Source organism: Streptomyces albus subsp. albus (assembly GCF_000719865.1).
GTDB classification, from domain to species: Bacteria; Actinomycetota; Actinomycetes; order Streptomycetales; family Streptomycetaceae; genus Streptomyces; species Streptomyces albus_E.
Map to the genome: position 1 here is coordinate 1 of NZ_JOID01000055.1, position 14,289 is coordinate 14,289.

Here is a 14,289-nt window from a genome sequence, read left to right on the forward strand (position 1 = left end):
CGCCGGGCCCATCCCGGCGTGGGGCCCCGTCAACGGTCCCGCACCGCAACCCCGCGGTGGATGTGACTCCGGGCGCGGAAGCCGGCCGCGCAGGAGAGCCTGAATCGGTGTGACCGACTGAGCCAACAAGCTCGGTCCGTTCACGGCCGAGAAGTTGACGTCTCCGAAGCCTTCTCGCGCTGACATGATCGGGCTGTGTCCGAGTTCAGTTGGCCGGGTGGCCCCGGGGTGCCGACCGCTGAGGAGACTCGCCGGAGTTGGAAGGCGACAGTCTCCGCACTGCCTGTCGGAGCCCGCGTCAGTGGGCGAGTCATCGGCCGCCAGCCGTTCGGGGTCTTCCTCCTGTTCGACGGAGTGCCCAACGCCGTGGGGCTGGCCGAAATCGCGGGCATGCCTTGTGGCGTCGAGCTGCCTGCCCTCGGGGCCGTCGTCGTCGGGGAGGTCGTCTGGCACGCCGGCCACAACTGTCAGGTCAGGATCAAGCTGGACGAGCCCCGGTGATTGACCACCTGATACCGAAGACGCAGGTGGCGCCCGGCCGGTACGGAGGAAGTGCCCGTCACCGCTGAGTCCGTACGGTCTGACCGATACCAGCGACGGAGGCGAGCCGGTACCAAGAGGGCGCCTGACCACACGGAGAAGACGGGAGGCCGGGCGATGGGCAGGCAGCGTGCCCGGAATCGGGCGAGACCACTGAGCGGCATCTTCGCCGCCGACACGCAGGTGTTCCGGTTCTACCCGGACGGGACGGTGCTGGACGTCCTGGTGCGTCCAGCCCCCAGCCGCGGCGACGGCGAGACCATCGCCCGCCGGCTGCACCGCGACAACCCTCTTCGAGGGGTGCACGCCGTCCCCTACGAGCAACACGGGAAGACCATCGGCTTCACGACGCGCGGACACCCGCGGGACGACGCCATCACCGTCCGCGGCACCTGGTCGCACGGCCGCCTCGTCCTCAACCCGGCCGGACAGGGCTGGCAGACCGGCCCTCAGCTCTTCGCCCGGGCCACAGCAGCGGGCCGCCCACGGAACCGGCCCCCACCTCCGGCCGGCCCGGGCGCGGATGAAGCCGGGTGGTGCTGCCCCGGTAGGACGTCAACTCCGGGAACAGCGCCTCGATATCAAGCGGGCGCGGCGGTGTGGTCCTCGACCTGCACGTGACCCTGAGCAGCCGCCGGCCGCCGTGACGCAGCGCCTCGGAAGGCACCGCCCCGGCACCGGCGCTGTCGGAAGCCGTCACATCCTGCCCGACCACTTCATACCGTGGTCTCCTCGGCCGACTTCGCATCGGTGGGTGCCGCCGTGCGCCGGGGGAGAAGCAGCGGGGTCACCAGCAGGAGCGCGCCGGCCAGAGCGATGGCCGTGCGCGGGCCGAGGAGGCTGCCCAGGATGCCCCAGAGCGCGGTCAGCAGCGCGGTCGTGGCCCTGGCCGTCACGGTCCAGGCGGTGAGCGTGCGGGTTATCCGGTCGGTCGGGGTGTGCTGGAGGCGGTAGGTGGCGTGGACGGGGTTGAAGACCCCGCAGCAGAGGATGAGCCCGAACTCGACGCCCATGACCAGCAGCAGCCCCGCGGTGCCCGGCCCCACGAAGACCAGGCCGACGGGCCAGACCGCGCGCAGCGTCCCCGCCACGACCAGGACCCGGCGCTGCCCGAACCGGGTGACGAGCGGCCCGGCCAGCCGCGCGCCGAGCAGCCCGCCGATCGAGGGCGCGGCGAAGGCGAGGCCGTAACTCCACGGTGCGAACCCCAAATCGTCGAGCATCAGCACGGTCAGCAGCGGCTGGAGGGCCATGACCAAGGCGTTGAACAGCGTGGTGTTGAAGAACAGCGGGCGGAGTGTCGCGTCGGCGAGGATGTGCCGCCAGCCGTCGAGAAGCTCCGCGGCCCGCATACGCGCGGCCTCCCGGTGCGCGGGCGGTGGTTCCTTCCCGCCCATCGCCCGCAGGCCCAGGGCCGAGAGCAGGTAGCTGACCGCATCGGCCGCCACGGTCGTCACCGGTCCGAGGAGCCCGATGGCCGCCCCGCCCAGCGGCGGTCCGATGACCGCGGCCGTCCAGGTCGTCGCCTCCAGCCGGGCGTTGGCGGCGAGCAGGTCCTCGGGCGGCAGCAGCGTCTTCAGGTACGCGCCGGAGGCCGCGCGGAAGGTGATGTCGGCCGCCGCGACGACGACGCAGACCAGCAGGAGCTGGAGGAAGGTGAGCGCGCCCAGCGCGAACGCGGCGGGAATCGTCAGGAGCGCCGCGCACCGCGCCAGATCCGCCGTGATCAGCACGGGCCGCTTGCGGCGGAACTCCGCCCACGGCCCGAGCGGCACCGCCACGGCCGCGCCCACCGCGGCCCCCGCGGCGGACAGCGCGGCGACCTCGGCCGGCCCGGCGTGCAGCACCTGCACGGCGATCAGGGGGAACGCGCCGAAGGCGAGCCAGGTGCCCAGCGCGCTCGTCCCGTACGCCGCCCAGAGCCACCCGAACCCCGGCCCCAGCCGCTGCCCGCTCCCCATGCCCCGCCCCCCACCTGGACTCTCGCCCGCACCAGCGATCCGCGAGCCGGAAGCATCACAACGCACAAGAGGTCGAGGATCAAACAACCACCAAGCCACCGGCCACAACCAGCAGTTGTGGCCCTAGGGTGCCGCCATGGACCTCGCCACCGTCCGCACCTTTGTCACGGCCGCCGAAGCGGGGCAGTTCCAGGAAGCCGCCCCCGAGCTCGCGGTCACCCAGCAGGCCGTCTCCAAGCGCATCGCCGCGTTGGAACGCACCCTCGGCATACGGCTGTTCACCCGCACCCCGCGCGGCGCCGGCAGGGCGGGGTCGCCGAGATGCCCAAGCCGTCAGGCCACTCAGCTCGTCTTGTTGAGCTCCTGTGTGACCGGCCCGTCCGGATCGGACTGGAAGTACAGCGTGTCCTGATCGTCTACATAAAGCTGGATCCCGCCGATCTTGCCGAGCCCGCCGTCCTCGACCCCCAAGTACACGAAATCGCTCGACGTGCCCGGATCCTCATAGTCCCAGCTGCCACTGAAGTCGACCGGATCCGCGCCCTCGCCCGTCGTCACACCGGTGGCCGAGAACGTGCCGTCCGCTGATAGCTCGATCTGCCCGCCGTCGGCGTCGCGGTACACACCGGGCAGCTTCTCCGGGTCGACCGCCCCCGAGCACGCCGAGAGGACCACCGCGGAAGCGGCAAGCATGGCGAAGAGCCACCGTTCACTTGTTCTCTTGCCTGTCACGATCCCAGCGTAATGCTGGGATCGGTCACATGAGTCTTGGGTGGCATCGGCCCCTCTTCAGGCGTGAATTCGGGCTCCGCGGCGGGCTCCGGGGCCGGTGCCGGAGCTGACGCCGGCGCCGGAGCGGCCATGGCGCGGGTCATGAGCTGACGGGCCTGCGCGTCGGGCGGCATCCTCGCCGATCAGACCTTCTTGCGAGGGGACCACCCGCTTCAGCCGGTGGGGGAATCGCATCCTTGGGCCGGAGTCGCGCAGCGGGCCGGTGGCCGTACCGCGCCGTGTCGAAACGTGCGCCGTGGAAGGGGCTACGCGCCGTCGTTGTCGGCGCGCAGGGAATGGATCATCCTCCGCAGGATCCGCAACGCGTCCGACTGCTCGGCCTCGGTCAGCCCGGCCAGCATTCTGGTCTCCACGGACCGGACGGCTGCGCTGGCCCTCTCGAGGCTTCGCCGGCCGCGAGGCGTGAGCCGCGTCGGAAGCGCCTTCCCGACGGGTGCCTCCGCGGGCCTGGTCACGTAGCCGTCTCGTTCCAGAGCCTGGAGCAGCACGTTCATCGTCTGCCGTGTCACGAACGCGCCGCGCGCGAGCTCGGAGTTCGACAGGCCCGGTCGTTGTGCCAGCAGTTCCAGGCAGGAGTAGTGCGTCACGCTCATCCCGAGCGGTCGCAGCACTTCCTCCATGGCCGTACGGAGGGCGCTCGACGCTTCCTTGAGCAGGTAGCCCAGTGACGTCTCCAGGTCGACGCCGACACCTTGTTGCTTCATGTCAGCATTCTGACATAGGTTGATGCGTGTCAGAAAGCTGACACAAAGAGAAGGAGCGTCATCATGCCCGTCACCGGCCCCGACTTCATCTCGCTTCAAGTGCGCGACCGCGACGCTTCGCGGGCGTTCTACGAGCAGTACCTGGGCCTCGTCCGCTCGCCGGCCGGACCTCCGCACGCCGTCGTCTTCGAGACGAAGCCGATCGCCTTCGCACTCCGCGACGTCATTCCCGGCACCGACCTCGCATCCGTCGTCCAGCCCGGCATCGGTGCCGCGATCTGGCTCCACGCCACCGACGTCCAGGCCATCCACGACGCGCTCGTCGCCGACGGTCACACCATCGTCTCCGCACCGATCGACGGCCCCTTCGGCCGGACCTTCACCTTCGCCGACCCCGACGGCTACCAGATCACGCTCCACGACCGCGCTTGATCGGCCCAACACCACCGGACGATCACCAGCGGTCGCGCCCGGGACTTGTGCCCGAGGGCGTCAACGGCCGACTCGACACCTCCGCGGCACCGTTCTCGGCTTCCGTAACCCGACCAACCACATCGCGCGCAGCCTGCTCGACACCAGCGGCTTCAGCCCCCCGACTGCGCCCTCTGCCGCGATGAGCCGCGAGACCGCTCCCGTCACCGCCCGGGCAGGGCTCTTTGTCAGTGGCTGCTGCCAAGATCGGCAGAACCGGCCACGAAACGGGAGAACACCATGGGCACTTGGGATGTCGGGCCTTTCGGCAACGACACCGCGGCGGACTTCAGCGGAACCCTCGACGAGGCGGCCGTGGAGAAACGCGCGGGCGTCGTCCACGCCGCCCTCACCCGCGTGATCGACACCGCGGACTACCTCGAAGCACCCGAGTCCGAGGAAGCCGTCGCGGCGGCCGCCCTCATCGCCGCGCAGTGCCCCGAGGGCGAGCCCGCCGATCCCGTCTACGGGCCGAAGGAGCCGCTCCCCGACCTCACGGATCTCCGCGACCTCGCACTCCAAGCCCTCGACCGCGTCATGACCGCACCGTCGGAGCTGATGGACCTCTGGGACGAGTCGGACGGCGGCCCCTGGCGCACGAACATCCGGAACCTGCGGAACGTGCTCATGCCCCAGCCTCCCGGAGAACAGCTCACGCTGCTCTGAACGACCGAACCCCCGCCACCAGTCCACACGTCACCCCCGGAAGGCCCACCATGAGCTGGGACGTGCTCCTCCTGCGTCTGCCCGACGACGCCGCCTCGCTGCGGCAGATCCCCGACGACCACACCCCGGCTCCGCTCGGCAGCCGGCACGACGTCATCGCGGCCATCACCCGGGCCGTCCCCGAAGCCGACCTCTCCGACCCCACCTGGGGGCAACTCCTCGGCCCCACCTGGTCCATGGAGCTCAACATCGGCTCGGAGGACCCGGTGGACTCGGTCATGCTCCACATCAGAGGCTCCGGCGACGACGTGCTCGACCCCGTCTTCCACCTCGCGGACGTTCTGCGCTGCAAGGTCCTCGACTGCGCGGAGGGCGAGCTGATCACTCCGCGGCAGACGTCCGGCTGGCACGCCTTCCAGCAGTACCGCGACCGCGCGGTGTGGGCATCCCAGCAGCACCGGCAGCCGTCCTTGCCCGCCGACCCCGGAAGGAACCTCGGGACTCCCCTCCCTCCCGGCCGGCTGATCACCTCTGACGAGGGCGACGGTGACGTACAACCGCTGTGGCTCAGCGACCGGCCGGCCACAGCCGGACTGTGGGCGCGGATACACGCCGAGCACGCGCGTTCCGGCCTGTGGCCGCTCCTGCTCGACACACTCGATCCGGACGACGACGCATGCCGCCCGTGGGGATCGGGCGAGCTCTTCCCCGAGCAGATGTCCTCCCCGGCGGACCACGAACCGGCCGGCCTCCTCGCGGAATGGTGGGCGGCGCACACCGCCCTTAACGACGAAGACGACGACGTACTCTCCGCCGAGCAGCGCCTCGCTGAAACAGCCCCCTACGGACAGCGCTGGCCCGGCATCGCCCCCGGCCGGCAGGCAGCGGCGGACGCCGACGACGTGGCCGCCGAGTACGCGCAGGTGTTTCTCGCGGACCGCCCGCAGTCACGGCTGGGGCTGGTCGCCGCGGCGTCAGGCGCCGACGCCCTCACGGCGGCGGGCTGGTCAGGGCCCGCCAACTACGACAACGACACGGCGAAGTTCTCCGCCGTCATCCGCGACTGGGAACACCGCTTCGGTGCCCGTGTCGTCGCGGTCGGATTCTCCACCCTGCACCTCAGCGTCGCCGCTCCACCGATGACGCAGCAGGACGCTCTGCCCGTCGCGGCCGAACACTTCGCCTTCTGCCCCGACAACATCTGGCAGGGCAGCCGGCCATACACACTGGCCGCGTACGCCGAGCGCATCACTGGTGCCCACAACTGGAACTTCTGGTGGGACTGACGCACCATGCGTCCCCGGGGGACGATCATCACCCCTGGTGAAGTGGTCTCCCGGGGGCTGCACCCGGCCTTGGTGTGGGGCCGGCCGACGCCGTGCACGAGTCAGCGACTACGGCAGATCGTGCTCGTACAGCGCGCCCCTCGACACGATGTCGTCCATGACGAGCTCGGGGAGCACGGACAACGCGAGACTTCGATGCTCGACACAGGGACTGGCGGCCTCCTCCACGACACGGGGGTGCCACGAGCCCAGCCGGTCCAGAGCCGGTTTCAGACGGTACGGCACCTCGCCGAGCAGGGCCGCCACCAGGGCCACGACATCGGCACGGCTGGTGCCCGTCGGCGCCGGCAGCTCGGTGAGCCCTGCGGTAACACGCTGGTCACGCACACCGCAGGCTGCCGTCAGGGCGGCGAGAACAAACCGGACGGCGTCGCACTCGTCATGCCAGCGGGACAGCAGCCGCGGGAGTTCTCCGCCGACGGCCTGCCGTGTCAGGTACTCGGCGGCGGACTCCTGCCACACACCGCCGAGGGCGGCTGTCCGGTCGGCGACGGAGACGGCGGCCGACGCTCCCGAAGCCGCGAGCCTCAACAGGTCGCCGAGCATCACCAACCGGCTGCCGACGGGGATGCTGTCGTCGCAGATCAGCTCGGCAAGGAACGGAACGGCCTCGACGGTCGTGTCGGTGCAGGTGCCCTGGTGGGCCACGGCGTCTGCGAGGTCGCCGAGGAAGTGGCCCGTCGTCTCATACGGCTCACCGAAGGCGAACTCCTCGTCGAGCAGCCACTCCACGGCCGCCGGCGCGTCCTCGCCCCCGCCGTACATCCGCTCCGCGGCCGCCACCACGGACTGGAGCACCTCTCTTGGATCGCCGAGCCCTCCACAGCTCCAAGCCGGACCGGCCGGAGGACGGGCGGGTTCTCCGGGCAAGGGCTCGGGGAGAGGCACCTCGGCGCCGGCCCGGTCCTGGAGCAGGCCGTCCCTGGTGAAGACCCTCTCCAGCGTCGCGGCATGGCCCTCGGCGCATCCCTGCTGGAAGCCGCCATGGGCGCGAGCGACGTGGGCCACGCGCGCCCGTTCGCTCCGGAGAAAGGGTTCGAGCCGCATGCGGTCGTACCCGCTGTAGACGGCGAGGGAGAAGACCTGCCACCACCCCTCCAACTCGGGATCCATCGACGGCCTGCCGGACCAGAAACTCGACGGAGCGAACCGGAAGTGATCGTGAATCCGTACTGCCGTCAGACGGTGCCCGAACCCGGACAGCACGGAAGCGGCAGCCCGCGCGGCCTCCTCACTCGGCAGGCACAGCGTGTACTGGACGCCCCAGGCGGGCGGCTCGGCGGCCATCAGCAGCACTGCCAGGTGAACATCGCCCGGTCGAAGCGCCGCTCGGCCAGGTCCTGCGGGCGGATCAGCCAGTACAGGGCTCCGGCGTCGCCCCACATCATGTCCGCGGCGTCCTCGGTGTCGAACTGGGCGAGCAGCAGCCAACGGCCGGCCTCGTCGGACAGCCGCGGGTCGTCCCGGGGCGTTTCCCCGTCCAGGACGGCTTCCGCGACCTCGATCTCCACGGGGTTCTGCACCGAGTGCGCGTGGCCACCGATCTGGTGCCCTATATGGTCGTCGAACTCCCACAGCGCGTCGAGGAACTCCTGCGAGCAGACTGGGTGGTCGTACCGCTGCCCGAGCGGTGCATCCGGCGCGAAGGTGTTACGGACGCTCGGATCCCAGGGTTTGGCTGCCGTCATCTCCAACCGCGCGGTCAGCGGCACCGCCGGGTACGGCTCAAGTCCGGCAGGTGTCTCGCGTTCCGCGGCCTCCTCCTCAGCCGCCACAAAGATGACGCGGGCGCCTGCCCAGCTCGTCCGGTCCTCGGCGAGAACGAGGGCTTCGCCGTCATCGAGCCGGCCGTCGAAGTAGAAGAACAGCAATGTTCCGGCCTCGGGCAGATCGATGTCCAGCGCGGCCGTCGGCAGGGACGCGCAGTCGATCGAGGCGATGAAGGAGAGCGGACCGTGCCCCTCCCACACCGGCCACTCCGAGGCAGCCGGCAGGGCGGGGAGGCCACCGAGACGCCCAACGATGCTGTCAGGACCGGCCGCAACCTCGAGACGTACGCCGGGGCGAAGCAGGCGGAGCCACTTCTCGGCGTCCGCGGGCGGCAGATGCCGCAGGGCGAGGGAGCGAAGGGCGTCCCGGGAACCGTGTGTCATGCCCCGGATCATCCACGGCGGCACTGACAGAGAAGGGGCCGGCCCCTGTTGACGTCCCACCGACTCCTATCCCCGCGTGCGCGGGGAGCAGAATGCGGGCACCGTGCGCGCTGAAGCCGAGGACGCCGGTTCCGGTGGATGCGAGGCTGGCGGCATGCAGACCCCGTCCTCCGTTCAGCAGTTCGTTCTCCTGGTGTTCCTGGTCCTTCCCGGGGTCACGTACCAGTACCTGCGGGAGCGGTGGCGCGGGCCCGTGCCCGGTGAACGGCAGCTCGGCGAGCGGGTGTTGCGGGCCGTCACGGCGAGCGTGACGCTGAACGCCCTGTACGCCGCCACCCTCGGCCCATACCTCGTCGACGCCTTCCGCCCCGACGGCGGCGGCTCGCCCTACACCGTGCTCGCCGAGCACCCGCGGGCCGCCGGCCTCTGGTCGCTGCTGCTGTTCCTCGGCGTGCCCGCCGCGGCGGCCGCCGCCGTCTCCCTGTGGCAGCGGCACCGTGCGACGGCCGTCCACCGGTCGGCCCCCACCGCCTGGGACCACCTCTTCGGCCACGCCCGCGACCGCGGACCCTGCTTCATCCGGGCCCGGCTCAAGGACGGCGCATGGGTGGGCGGCTGGTACGACAGCCGCTCCTACGCCTCCGGCTATCCCCACGGCTCCGACCTCTTCCTGCAGTGGGCCTACGAGATGGGCGCCGACGGCAGCTTCGGACCCCCGGTGACGGGAACCGCCGGACTGTACCTGCGCGTTGAGAACATCGACGTACTGGAGCTGGTCGAGGCCCCGTAGCCGCCGGCGAGCCCATGCGGGCCCGGCCCAGCAGGAGGGGACATCCGCCAATGGCCGACGAACGATCTCCCGACGACGGACTGACCCCACAGGAGCGCGCCTGGCTCCTGGAACTCGGCGAGGACCGCGTCTACCAGCCGACCGGCTCCGGAACCGGGACAGCCCAGAGCCCGCCCGCGCCACCGGTCGGCCGGGCGAGCGCCTCACCCACACCGGACACCTCCGCCGCACCCGCCCCGGCGGCACCGGCGGCGAACCCCGACCCGGCGGCGGACGGCTCCGCCGCGTCCGCCACCGGCCAGGACTGATTCCGGGCGACGGACCGCAGCACCCGGCGGAAGACACACCACGTCCGGCCGGACGGCTTCCTCAGCGGTACCGGGGGACCGGAGGCCGGACACTCAGCCCGGATACCGGTACGGCCCGGCGGTGTGCGAGAAGCCCGCCGCGCCGGGAGTCCCGAACTCTGCGTGCACCCGGGACGGGCCACCGGCTCCGGCGTCCCGGACCGCCCGTCCCGCTTGTCCGCCGCCGCTCCTCACCGCCGCTTCTTGCGGTCGAACCAGACCGTGGCAGCGATGGGCGCCATACCGGCCCAGAAGAGGATCTGGGGAATCAGGCGGTCCGTCCACGGCACCTGCGCGATCAGCAGTGCGCAGAGCATGGCCCATGCGGCCTGGGCCAGTACGATCCGCGCCCAGAAGCCGCGGCGGACCAGGGAGCGGACGTTCAGCCGTACGCCAGCGCGCAGTCGGCGGTATCGACGCCAGGCACCGAAGGCCCAGACCGCCGTCATGAGCACCAGCACCCACACGCGGGTGGCGAGGGGCACCGGCAGCTCCGGTGCCTCGCCGTCGGCTGGGAAGAGGTTCACCATCGCGCCGGCGAGCAGCAAGCAGATCAGCGCAAGCCACCGGATGCCGCGCAGCAAGCGGTAGGTGGCCTGATCGAGTCCTCTGCTGAGCGACGACGATCCGGGGACGGCGGCGAGCGCGTCGGCATACAGATCGGCCGCCTGGGCCGCCTTCACGCCCGGCGTCTTCGCGGCTCTGGCGGTCTGCTGGGACAGAGCCAGCTCGTGCGTGGGATCCAGGGCCAGGATGTGGCGCTCGAGGGCGTCCGCCGCCTCGTCGTTCCTGGCCACTACGGCGATCTTCCACAGTGTCTCGTAGGCGCCGACCTCTTCAGGGGCGAGACGTACCGCCTCCTCGGCCATGGAGACACCCTCGCCCCACGTGTCCGGGCTCGGGGGAAAGCACAGCAGCTCCGCCAGGAGCGCGTACGCGCCCCACCACTGGGGGTCGATGCGGATCGCCTCGCGCGCGGCCTGCTCCGACTCGTCCCGGCGCTTGAGCCTGCGCAGTACCCGGGCGCGCAGGTCGACCGCGTCGAGGTCCTCCGGGGCCGCCTTGAGTGCTTCGTCGAGCGCGGCGAGCGCCTCCTCGTGCTCACCGGCGTTCATGTGGCAGCGCGCCAGCCGGGTCCAGGCGCGCACCTCGCCGGGGTCTTCCGCGAGGCGGCGGGCGAGCAGCGACTTCGCGTCCTCGTACCGCCCGAGCTCGATCAGCGCGCCGGCCTGCTGGGTCAGCGGGTGGAGGCTCACAGCTTGCGCTTCCGCTTCAGGTAGGCGACCAGGTCGTCGTACATCCCGCCCTCGTTCGCGAACATCGCCACGTTGCGGGCGGCGGCGAACCACGGCTCGGTGGACGGCACGACGGCCTTCGCCGCGGTCAGCAGGTCCTTCATGCCGATCATCCGGACGGTCCCGGTGCGGGCGGAGTCCAGCAGCGCGCTCTCCGCGGCCGCTTCGCACAGATGCGCCAGGTCCGCGCCGGACAGCCCTTCGGTGACCTTGGCCAGCTTGCCCACGTCGACCGCCTCGATCGGCCGGTCGCGCAGGTGGTACCGGAGGATCGCCTCGCGCGCCGGGGCGTCGGGAGGCAGCACCAGCAGCGTCCGGTCCAGACGCCCCGGGCGGCGCAGGGCGATGTCCACGTCCCAGGGGACGTTGGTGGCAGCCAGTACGAAGACGCCCTCGTTCGCGCCCGGGTCGATGCCGTCCAGCTCGGTCAGCAACTGGTTGACGGTGTTGCGCATGCCGCTGTGGTGGGTGCGGCTGCGCTTGGCACCCAGCGCGTCCAGCTCGTCCAGGAACACCACGCACGGCGCCTGACGCCGTGCGACCTGGAAGACCTCGTGCATATTGCGCTCGGAGTTGCCGATCCACATGTCGAGCACATCGCTGACCGACACCGACAGGAAACTCGCGCCGAGTTCGCCGGCGACGGCGCGGGCGATGAAGGTCTTGCCGCAGCCGGGCGGCCCGTACAGCAGCAGCCCGCCGCGCAGGCTCTTGCCGTACAGCTTCCGCAGCTCGGGATTGCGCAGCGGCGCGAGGAACGCGGCCTCGAGACGGTCCTTGACCTCCTGCATCCCACCGACGTCCGCGAGCCGCGCGGCGCCGGGCGCGTCCACGTCCCAGGCGGAGGCATCCCCCGGGTCACCACTGCCGTCGACGGTGAGCGGAGCCTCGACGAACCGGGGCGGGACGACATCACCGACCTGGTCCTCCGCCGCCTGCCAGTCGAAACCCTCCCGCGCCTCAGGGCCGGCGGCGGACGCCGCGCCCTGCGCGGGCTCCGGCGCGGATCCGGGCTCCGTGGCGGGCCCCGGCGCCGGGGCCGGCGCTGGTGCCGGCGCGCCCATGGCGCGGGCCATGAGCTGACGGGCCTGCGCGTCACCCGGCGCGTGCTGCAGCGCGGCCGCCACCTCGGCGACCGCCGCGTCGGACTGCCCCGCGGCCAGCAGCATCTCCGCGAGATGCAGACGCAGCGGGACATCACCGGGCGCCGCCTCAACTGCCGTGCGCAAACTCTGGATCAAAGAAGAATCCGCCCCCATGACCCACACTTTACGTAGACGACGAAGACGGCCGCCACTCGCCTTCTGAGGGATCGTCTGTCCCGGGTGGCGATGGCCGAGCGCATGACCTCACGCTCTGGCCGTGGACGCCACGCCGCCCTCCCAACGGTCGCGACCGGCCCGTCCGGCGACGGGCCGGGCTCCTGCCCGCCGGCGGGCGTCCGGGGCGGCTCGCCTCCCGATGCGCTGGTCGCTCCGGTCTCTGGTCCGGGCGATGATCAGCCGGCGCGGATCTGCCGCGATGCCCCGCCAGTGCGTCAGCGTTCGCGGCGCAGTGACACCCGGAGGCTCAGGTCATCGCCGCGGTGCAGGAAGAGCCCCGCACCTCTCAGGCCGGTCGCGAAGGGCACATCGGTTCCAGTGCCCAGGACCTTGGCCGAATCGAGGCCTGCGGTGAGGTCGACCTGGGCGATGACCGGAGGGGTGCCCTCGGTGGACGTGTTCTTCTCGACCGAGCCGTACGCCGTCCCGTCGTCGTGGATCGAGACGAGGGCGACCGACTTGCGGTCGCCGTCCCCCGCCAGACAGATGCCTTTCTCCTTCCGCAGGTCGAAGGCGACCGGGCCGGCGGCGAGATAACGGCCGTCGAGTGAGGTGACCACGGAATGCTCGCGCTCCGCACCGGAGTCGTGCCATCCCCTGTCGTCCTTGGGGTCGTATCCGCAGGTCGAGGTCGCCTTGAGCGCTCCCGTGCGGACATCGTGCACGGACCACACCGGATCGGTGTCCGAGCCGCGCTCGTCGACGGCCTCCCAATGGGCGAGCAGCAGACCGTCGTTGGCGCCGTACACCGTGCCGTTCCACTGCTTGTAGATGCCCAGCCGCGCGGGTACGCCGTCCGGGCGGACGGTGTCACTGAACCAGCGGCCCGGCATGCCGAAGCCTCCGTCGCCCATACCGACCAGGGGGCCTTGGGCGGTGGCCGCCATCACCCGGCTCCGCGAGCACATCTCGGCCTCGGCGCACTGGGGCAGGAGGGCGTCGGTGTCGTCGTAGGTGACCGTCTTGCCCGTGGCCAGGTCGACCGCGGCGGACAGCAGTGGGTACGGGCCGTCCTCGTCCCAGCCGACCAGCAGCCGGCCGCCCGCGGTGCTCAGGTGCACCTCTCCGGGGTTCGCCGTCACGGGTACCTCGATCTGCCGCAACGGCTTCACCGCCGTACCGGTGGCGTCGGCGGCATACACCGCGAGACCCACCACCTCTGTGCCCTCGTGCAGTTCGTCCTTGCCCCGCAGCCCGTGGCCGTAGGCGACGATGTACTCGCGCCCGTCCTGCTCGACGGCGATCACGTCGGGGATCTCTGTCGCATCCCCTCGCGCCGGGTCACCGGCCGCGTCCTCCAGCGGCGTCGGCGGATCCCACGGCGCGGACGTCCAGCGGACGCGGCCGGTGTCGGCGGCCCGCACCTTTACCGTGTAGCCGTCGGGGGCCGCGTGCAGGAGGGCGATGCCGCCCGTGCGGGGTGCCGCTGTCACCGGCAGGGTTTCCACCGCCTCGGGCAGCCAGGTCAACGTCTCGTCCCACCCCTTGCCCGCGTCGTAGGCGGCCGGCACGTCCAGCTCGGCGAGCGGTTTGTCCTGGTGGGAGGGGGCCGGGGCACCGTTCTTGTCGTTCCCTCGGCCACCGTCCTCACCGCCGCACCCGGTCAGTGAGATGGCTGCCAGCAGAATCGTTCCCATGACCGCGCGTGCACGCATGGCGTGTGCTTCCCCTTTGCGCCCGTGACGGTCTCTCCACCGTCCGTGATCAATCAATGGGTGACGGTAGCAGTGGGCGGGGCCGTGACCGTGCGCGATCCGTTGCCGTGCAGGGAAGTTGGCCGTTTCTCACCCCTGCGGTTCCGGTGCAGAGTGTGCAGTTGTCGGTGCTGCCGGAGGCCTGTGTGGCGGGTGCGCGGATTGTCACCGGTGCGCGGGTGTCGCGGATCTTGGTGGATCCGGATGC

13 protein-coding genes and 2 pseudogenes are annotated in these 14,289 nt (G+C 71.3%); 6 read left to right on the forward strand and 9 right to left on the reverse strand.

The features are described from left to right. Positions 1 to 1,003: 1,003 nt before the first annotated feature. Both IF83_RS35185 and IF83_RS0128905 read right to left on the reverse strand, forming a co-directional pair. Positions 1,004 to 1,171 (reverse strand): annotated as a pseudogene (locus tag IF83_RS35185) (DUF1963 domain-containing protein); the annotation flags it as partial. An 85-nt stretch (positions 1,172 to 1,256) separates the two neighbouring features. Beyond that, entirely contained in the window at positions 1,257 to 2,501 is a 1,245-nt protein-coding gene (locus IF83_RS0128905) for an MFS transporter (protein ID WP_030549247.1), read from the reverse strand. A gap of 136 nt (positions 2,502 to 2,637) precedes the next feature. On the opposite strand from IF83_RS0128905, the pseudogene IF83_RS32745 reads away from it, so the two are divergent. Continuing rightward, a pseudogene (locus IF83_RS32745) lies at positions 2,638 to 2,802 on the forward strand (LysR family transcriptional regulator); the annotation flags it as partial. A 41-nt stretch (positions 2,803 to 2,843) separates the two neighbouring features. Here the strand turns inward: IF83_RS32745 and IF83_RS0128910 are convergent. Together IF83_RS0128910 and IF83_RS0128915 are read right to left on the reverse strand one after the other, a co-directional pair. After that, positions 2,844 to 3,233 carry a hypothetical protein gene (locus tag IF83_RS0128910; protein ID WP_030549249.1) on the reverse strand — a complete coding sequence of 130 codons (390 nt, stop codon included), beginning with the start codon at positions 3,231 to 3,233 and terminating at the stop codon, positions 2,844 to 2,846. A 305-nt stretch (positions 3,234 to 3,538) separates the two neighbouring features. Beyond that, the gene (locus tag IF83_RS0128915) at positions 3,539 to 3,997 is read right to left on the reverse strand and encodes a MarR family winged helix-turn-helix transcriptional regulator (RefSeq protein WP_030549251.1); all 459 of its coding nucleotides are present in this window, start codon (positions 3,995 to 3,997) and stop codon (positions 3,539 to 3,541) included. 63 nt (positions 3,998 to 4,060) lie between these two features. Between IF83_RS0128915 and IF83_RS0128920 the strand changes: the two genes are divergently transcribed. The 3 genes from IF83_RS0128920 to IF83_RS35190 all read left to right on the forward strand — a co-directional run bounded on the left by IF83_RS0128920 (position 4,061) and on the right by IF83_RS35190 (position 6,420). After that, positions 4,061 to 4,429 carry a VOC family protein gene (locus tag IF83_RS0128920; RefSeq protein ID WP_030549252.1) on the forward strand — a complete coding sequence of 123 codons (369 nt, stop codon included), beginning with the start codon at positions 4,061 to 4,063 and terminating at the stop codon, positions 4,427 to 4,429. A gap of 279 nt (positions 4,430 to 4,708) precedes the next feature. Then, on the forward strand, positions 4,709 to 5,134 hold the full coding sequence (locus IF83_RS0128925; protein WP_030549253.1) for a DUF4259 domain-containing protein: 426 nt from the start codon (positions 4,709 to 4,711) through the stop codon (positions 5,132 to 5,134). Positions 5,135 to 5,184: 50 nt separating this feature from the next. After that, complete coding sequence (locus IF83_RS35190) at positions 5,185 to 6,420, forward strand: DUF4253 domain-containing protein (RefSeq protein WP_244177257.1); 1,236 nt, start codon at positions 5,185 to 5,187, stop codon at positions 6,418 to 6,420. A 108-nt stretch (positions 6,421 to 6,528) separates the two neighbouring features. Here IF83_RS35190 and IF83_RS0128940 read toward each other — a convergent pair whose 3' ends face one another. Together IF83_RS0128940 and IF83_RS0128945 are read right to left on the reverse strand one after the other, a co-directional pair. Continuing rightward, positions 6,529 to 7,767: a hypothetical protein gene (locus IF83_RS0128940; protein WP_051723519.1), complete on the reverse strand. Its 1,239-nt coding sequence runs from the start codon at positions 7,765 to 7,767 to the stop codon at positions 6,529 to 6,531. Beyond that, positions 7,767 to 8,633 carry a YwqG family protein gene (locus IF83_RS0128945; RefSeq protein ID WP_030549257.1) on the reverse strand — a complete coding sequence of 289 codons (867 nt, stop codon included), beginning with the start codon at positions 8,631 to 8,633 and terminating at the stop codon, positions 7,767 to 7,769. Before IF83_RS0128945 ends, IF83_RS0128940 begins: the two co-directional genes overlap by 1 nt. 154 nt (positions 8,634 to 8,787) lie before the next feature. Here IF83_RS0128945 and IF83_RS0128950 point away from each other — a divergent pair, with 154 nt between their 5' ends. After that, positions 8,788 to 9,423, forward strand: a complete 636-nt coding sequence (locus IF83_RS0128950) for a DUF6338 family protein (RefSeq protein WP_030549259.1) — start codon at positions 8,788 to 8,790, stop codon at positions 9,421 to 9,423. A 50-nt stretch (positions 9,424 to 9,473) separates the two neighbouring features. After that, positions 9,474 to 9,731, forward strand: coding sequence for a hypothetical protein (locus tag IF83_RS0128955; RefSeq protein ID WP_030549260.1), 258 nt, complete (start codon positions 9,474 to 9,476; stop codon positions 9,729 to 9,731). 230 nt (positions 9,732 to 9,961) lie between these two features. On the opposite strand, the gene IF83_RS0128960 is transcribed toward IF83_RS0128955, so the two are convergent. The 3 genes from IF83_RS0128960 to IF83_RS0128970 form a co-directional block, all read right to left on the reverse strand. Next, entirely contained in the window at positions 9,962 to 11,026 is a 1,065-nt protein-coding gene (locus IF83_RS0128960) for a tetratricopeptide repeat protein (RefSeq protein WP_030549262.1), read from the reverse strand. After that, entirely contained in the window at positions 11,023 to 12,324 is a 1,302-nt protein-coding gene (locus IF83_RS0128965) for an ATP-binding protein (RefSeq protein ID WP_030549263.1), read from the reverse strand. Before IF83_RS0128965 ends, IF83_RS0128960 begins: the two co-directional genes overlap by 4 nt. Before the next feature lie 278 nt (positions 12,325 to 12,602). After that, a complete protein-coding gene (locus tag IF83_RS0128970; RefSeq protein ID WP_158711129.1) occupies positions 12,603 to 14,024 on the reverse strand; it encodes a hypothetical protein in 1,422 nt (473 codons plus the stop codon). Positions 14,025 to 14,289: the final 265 nt, after the last annotated feature.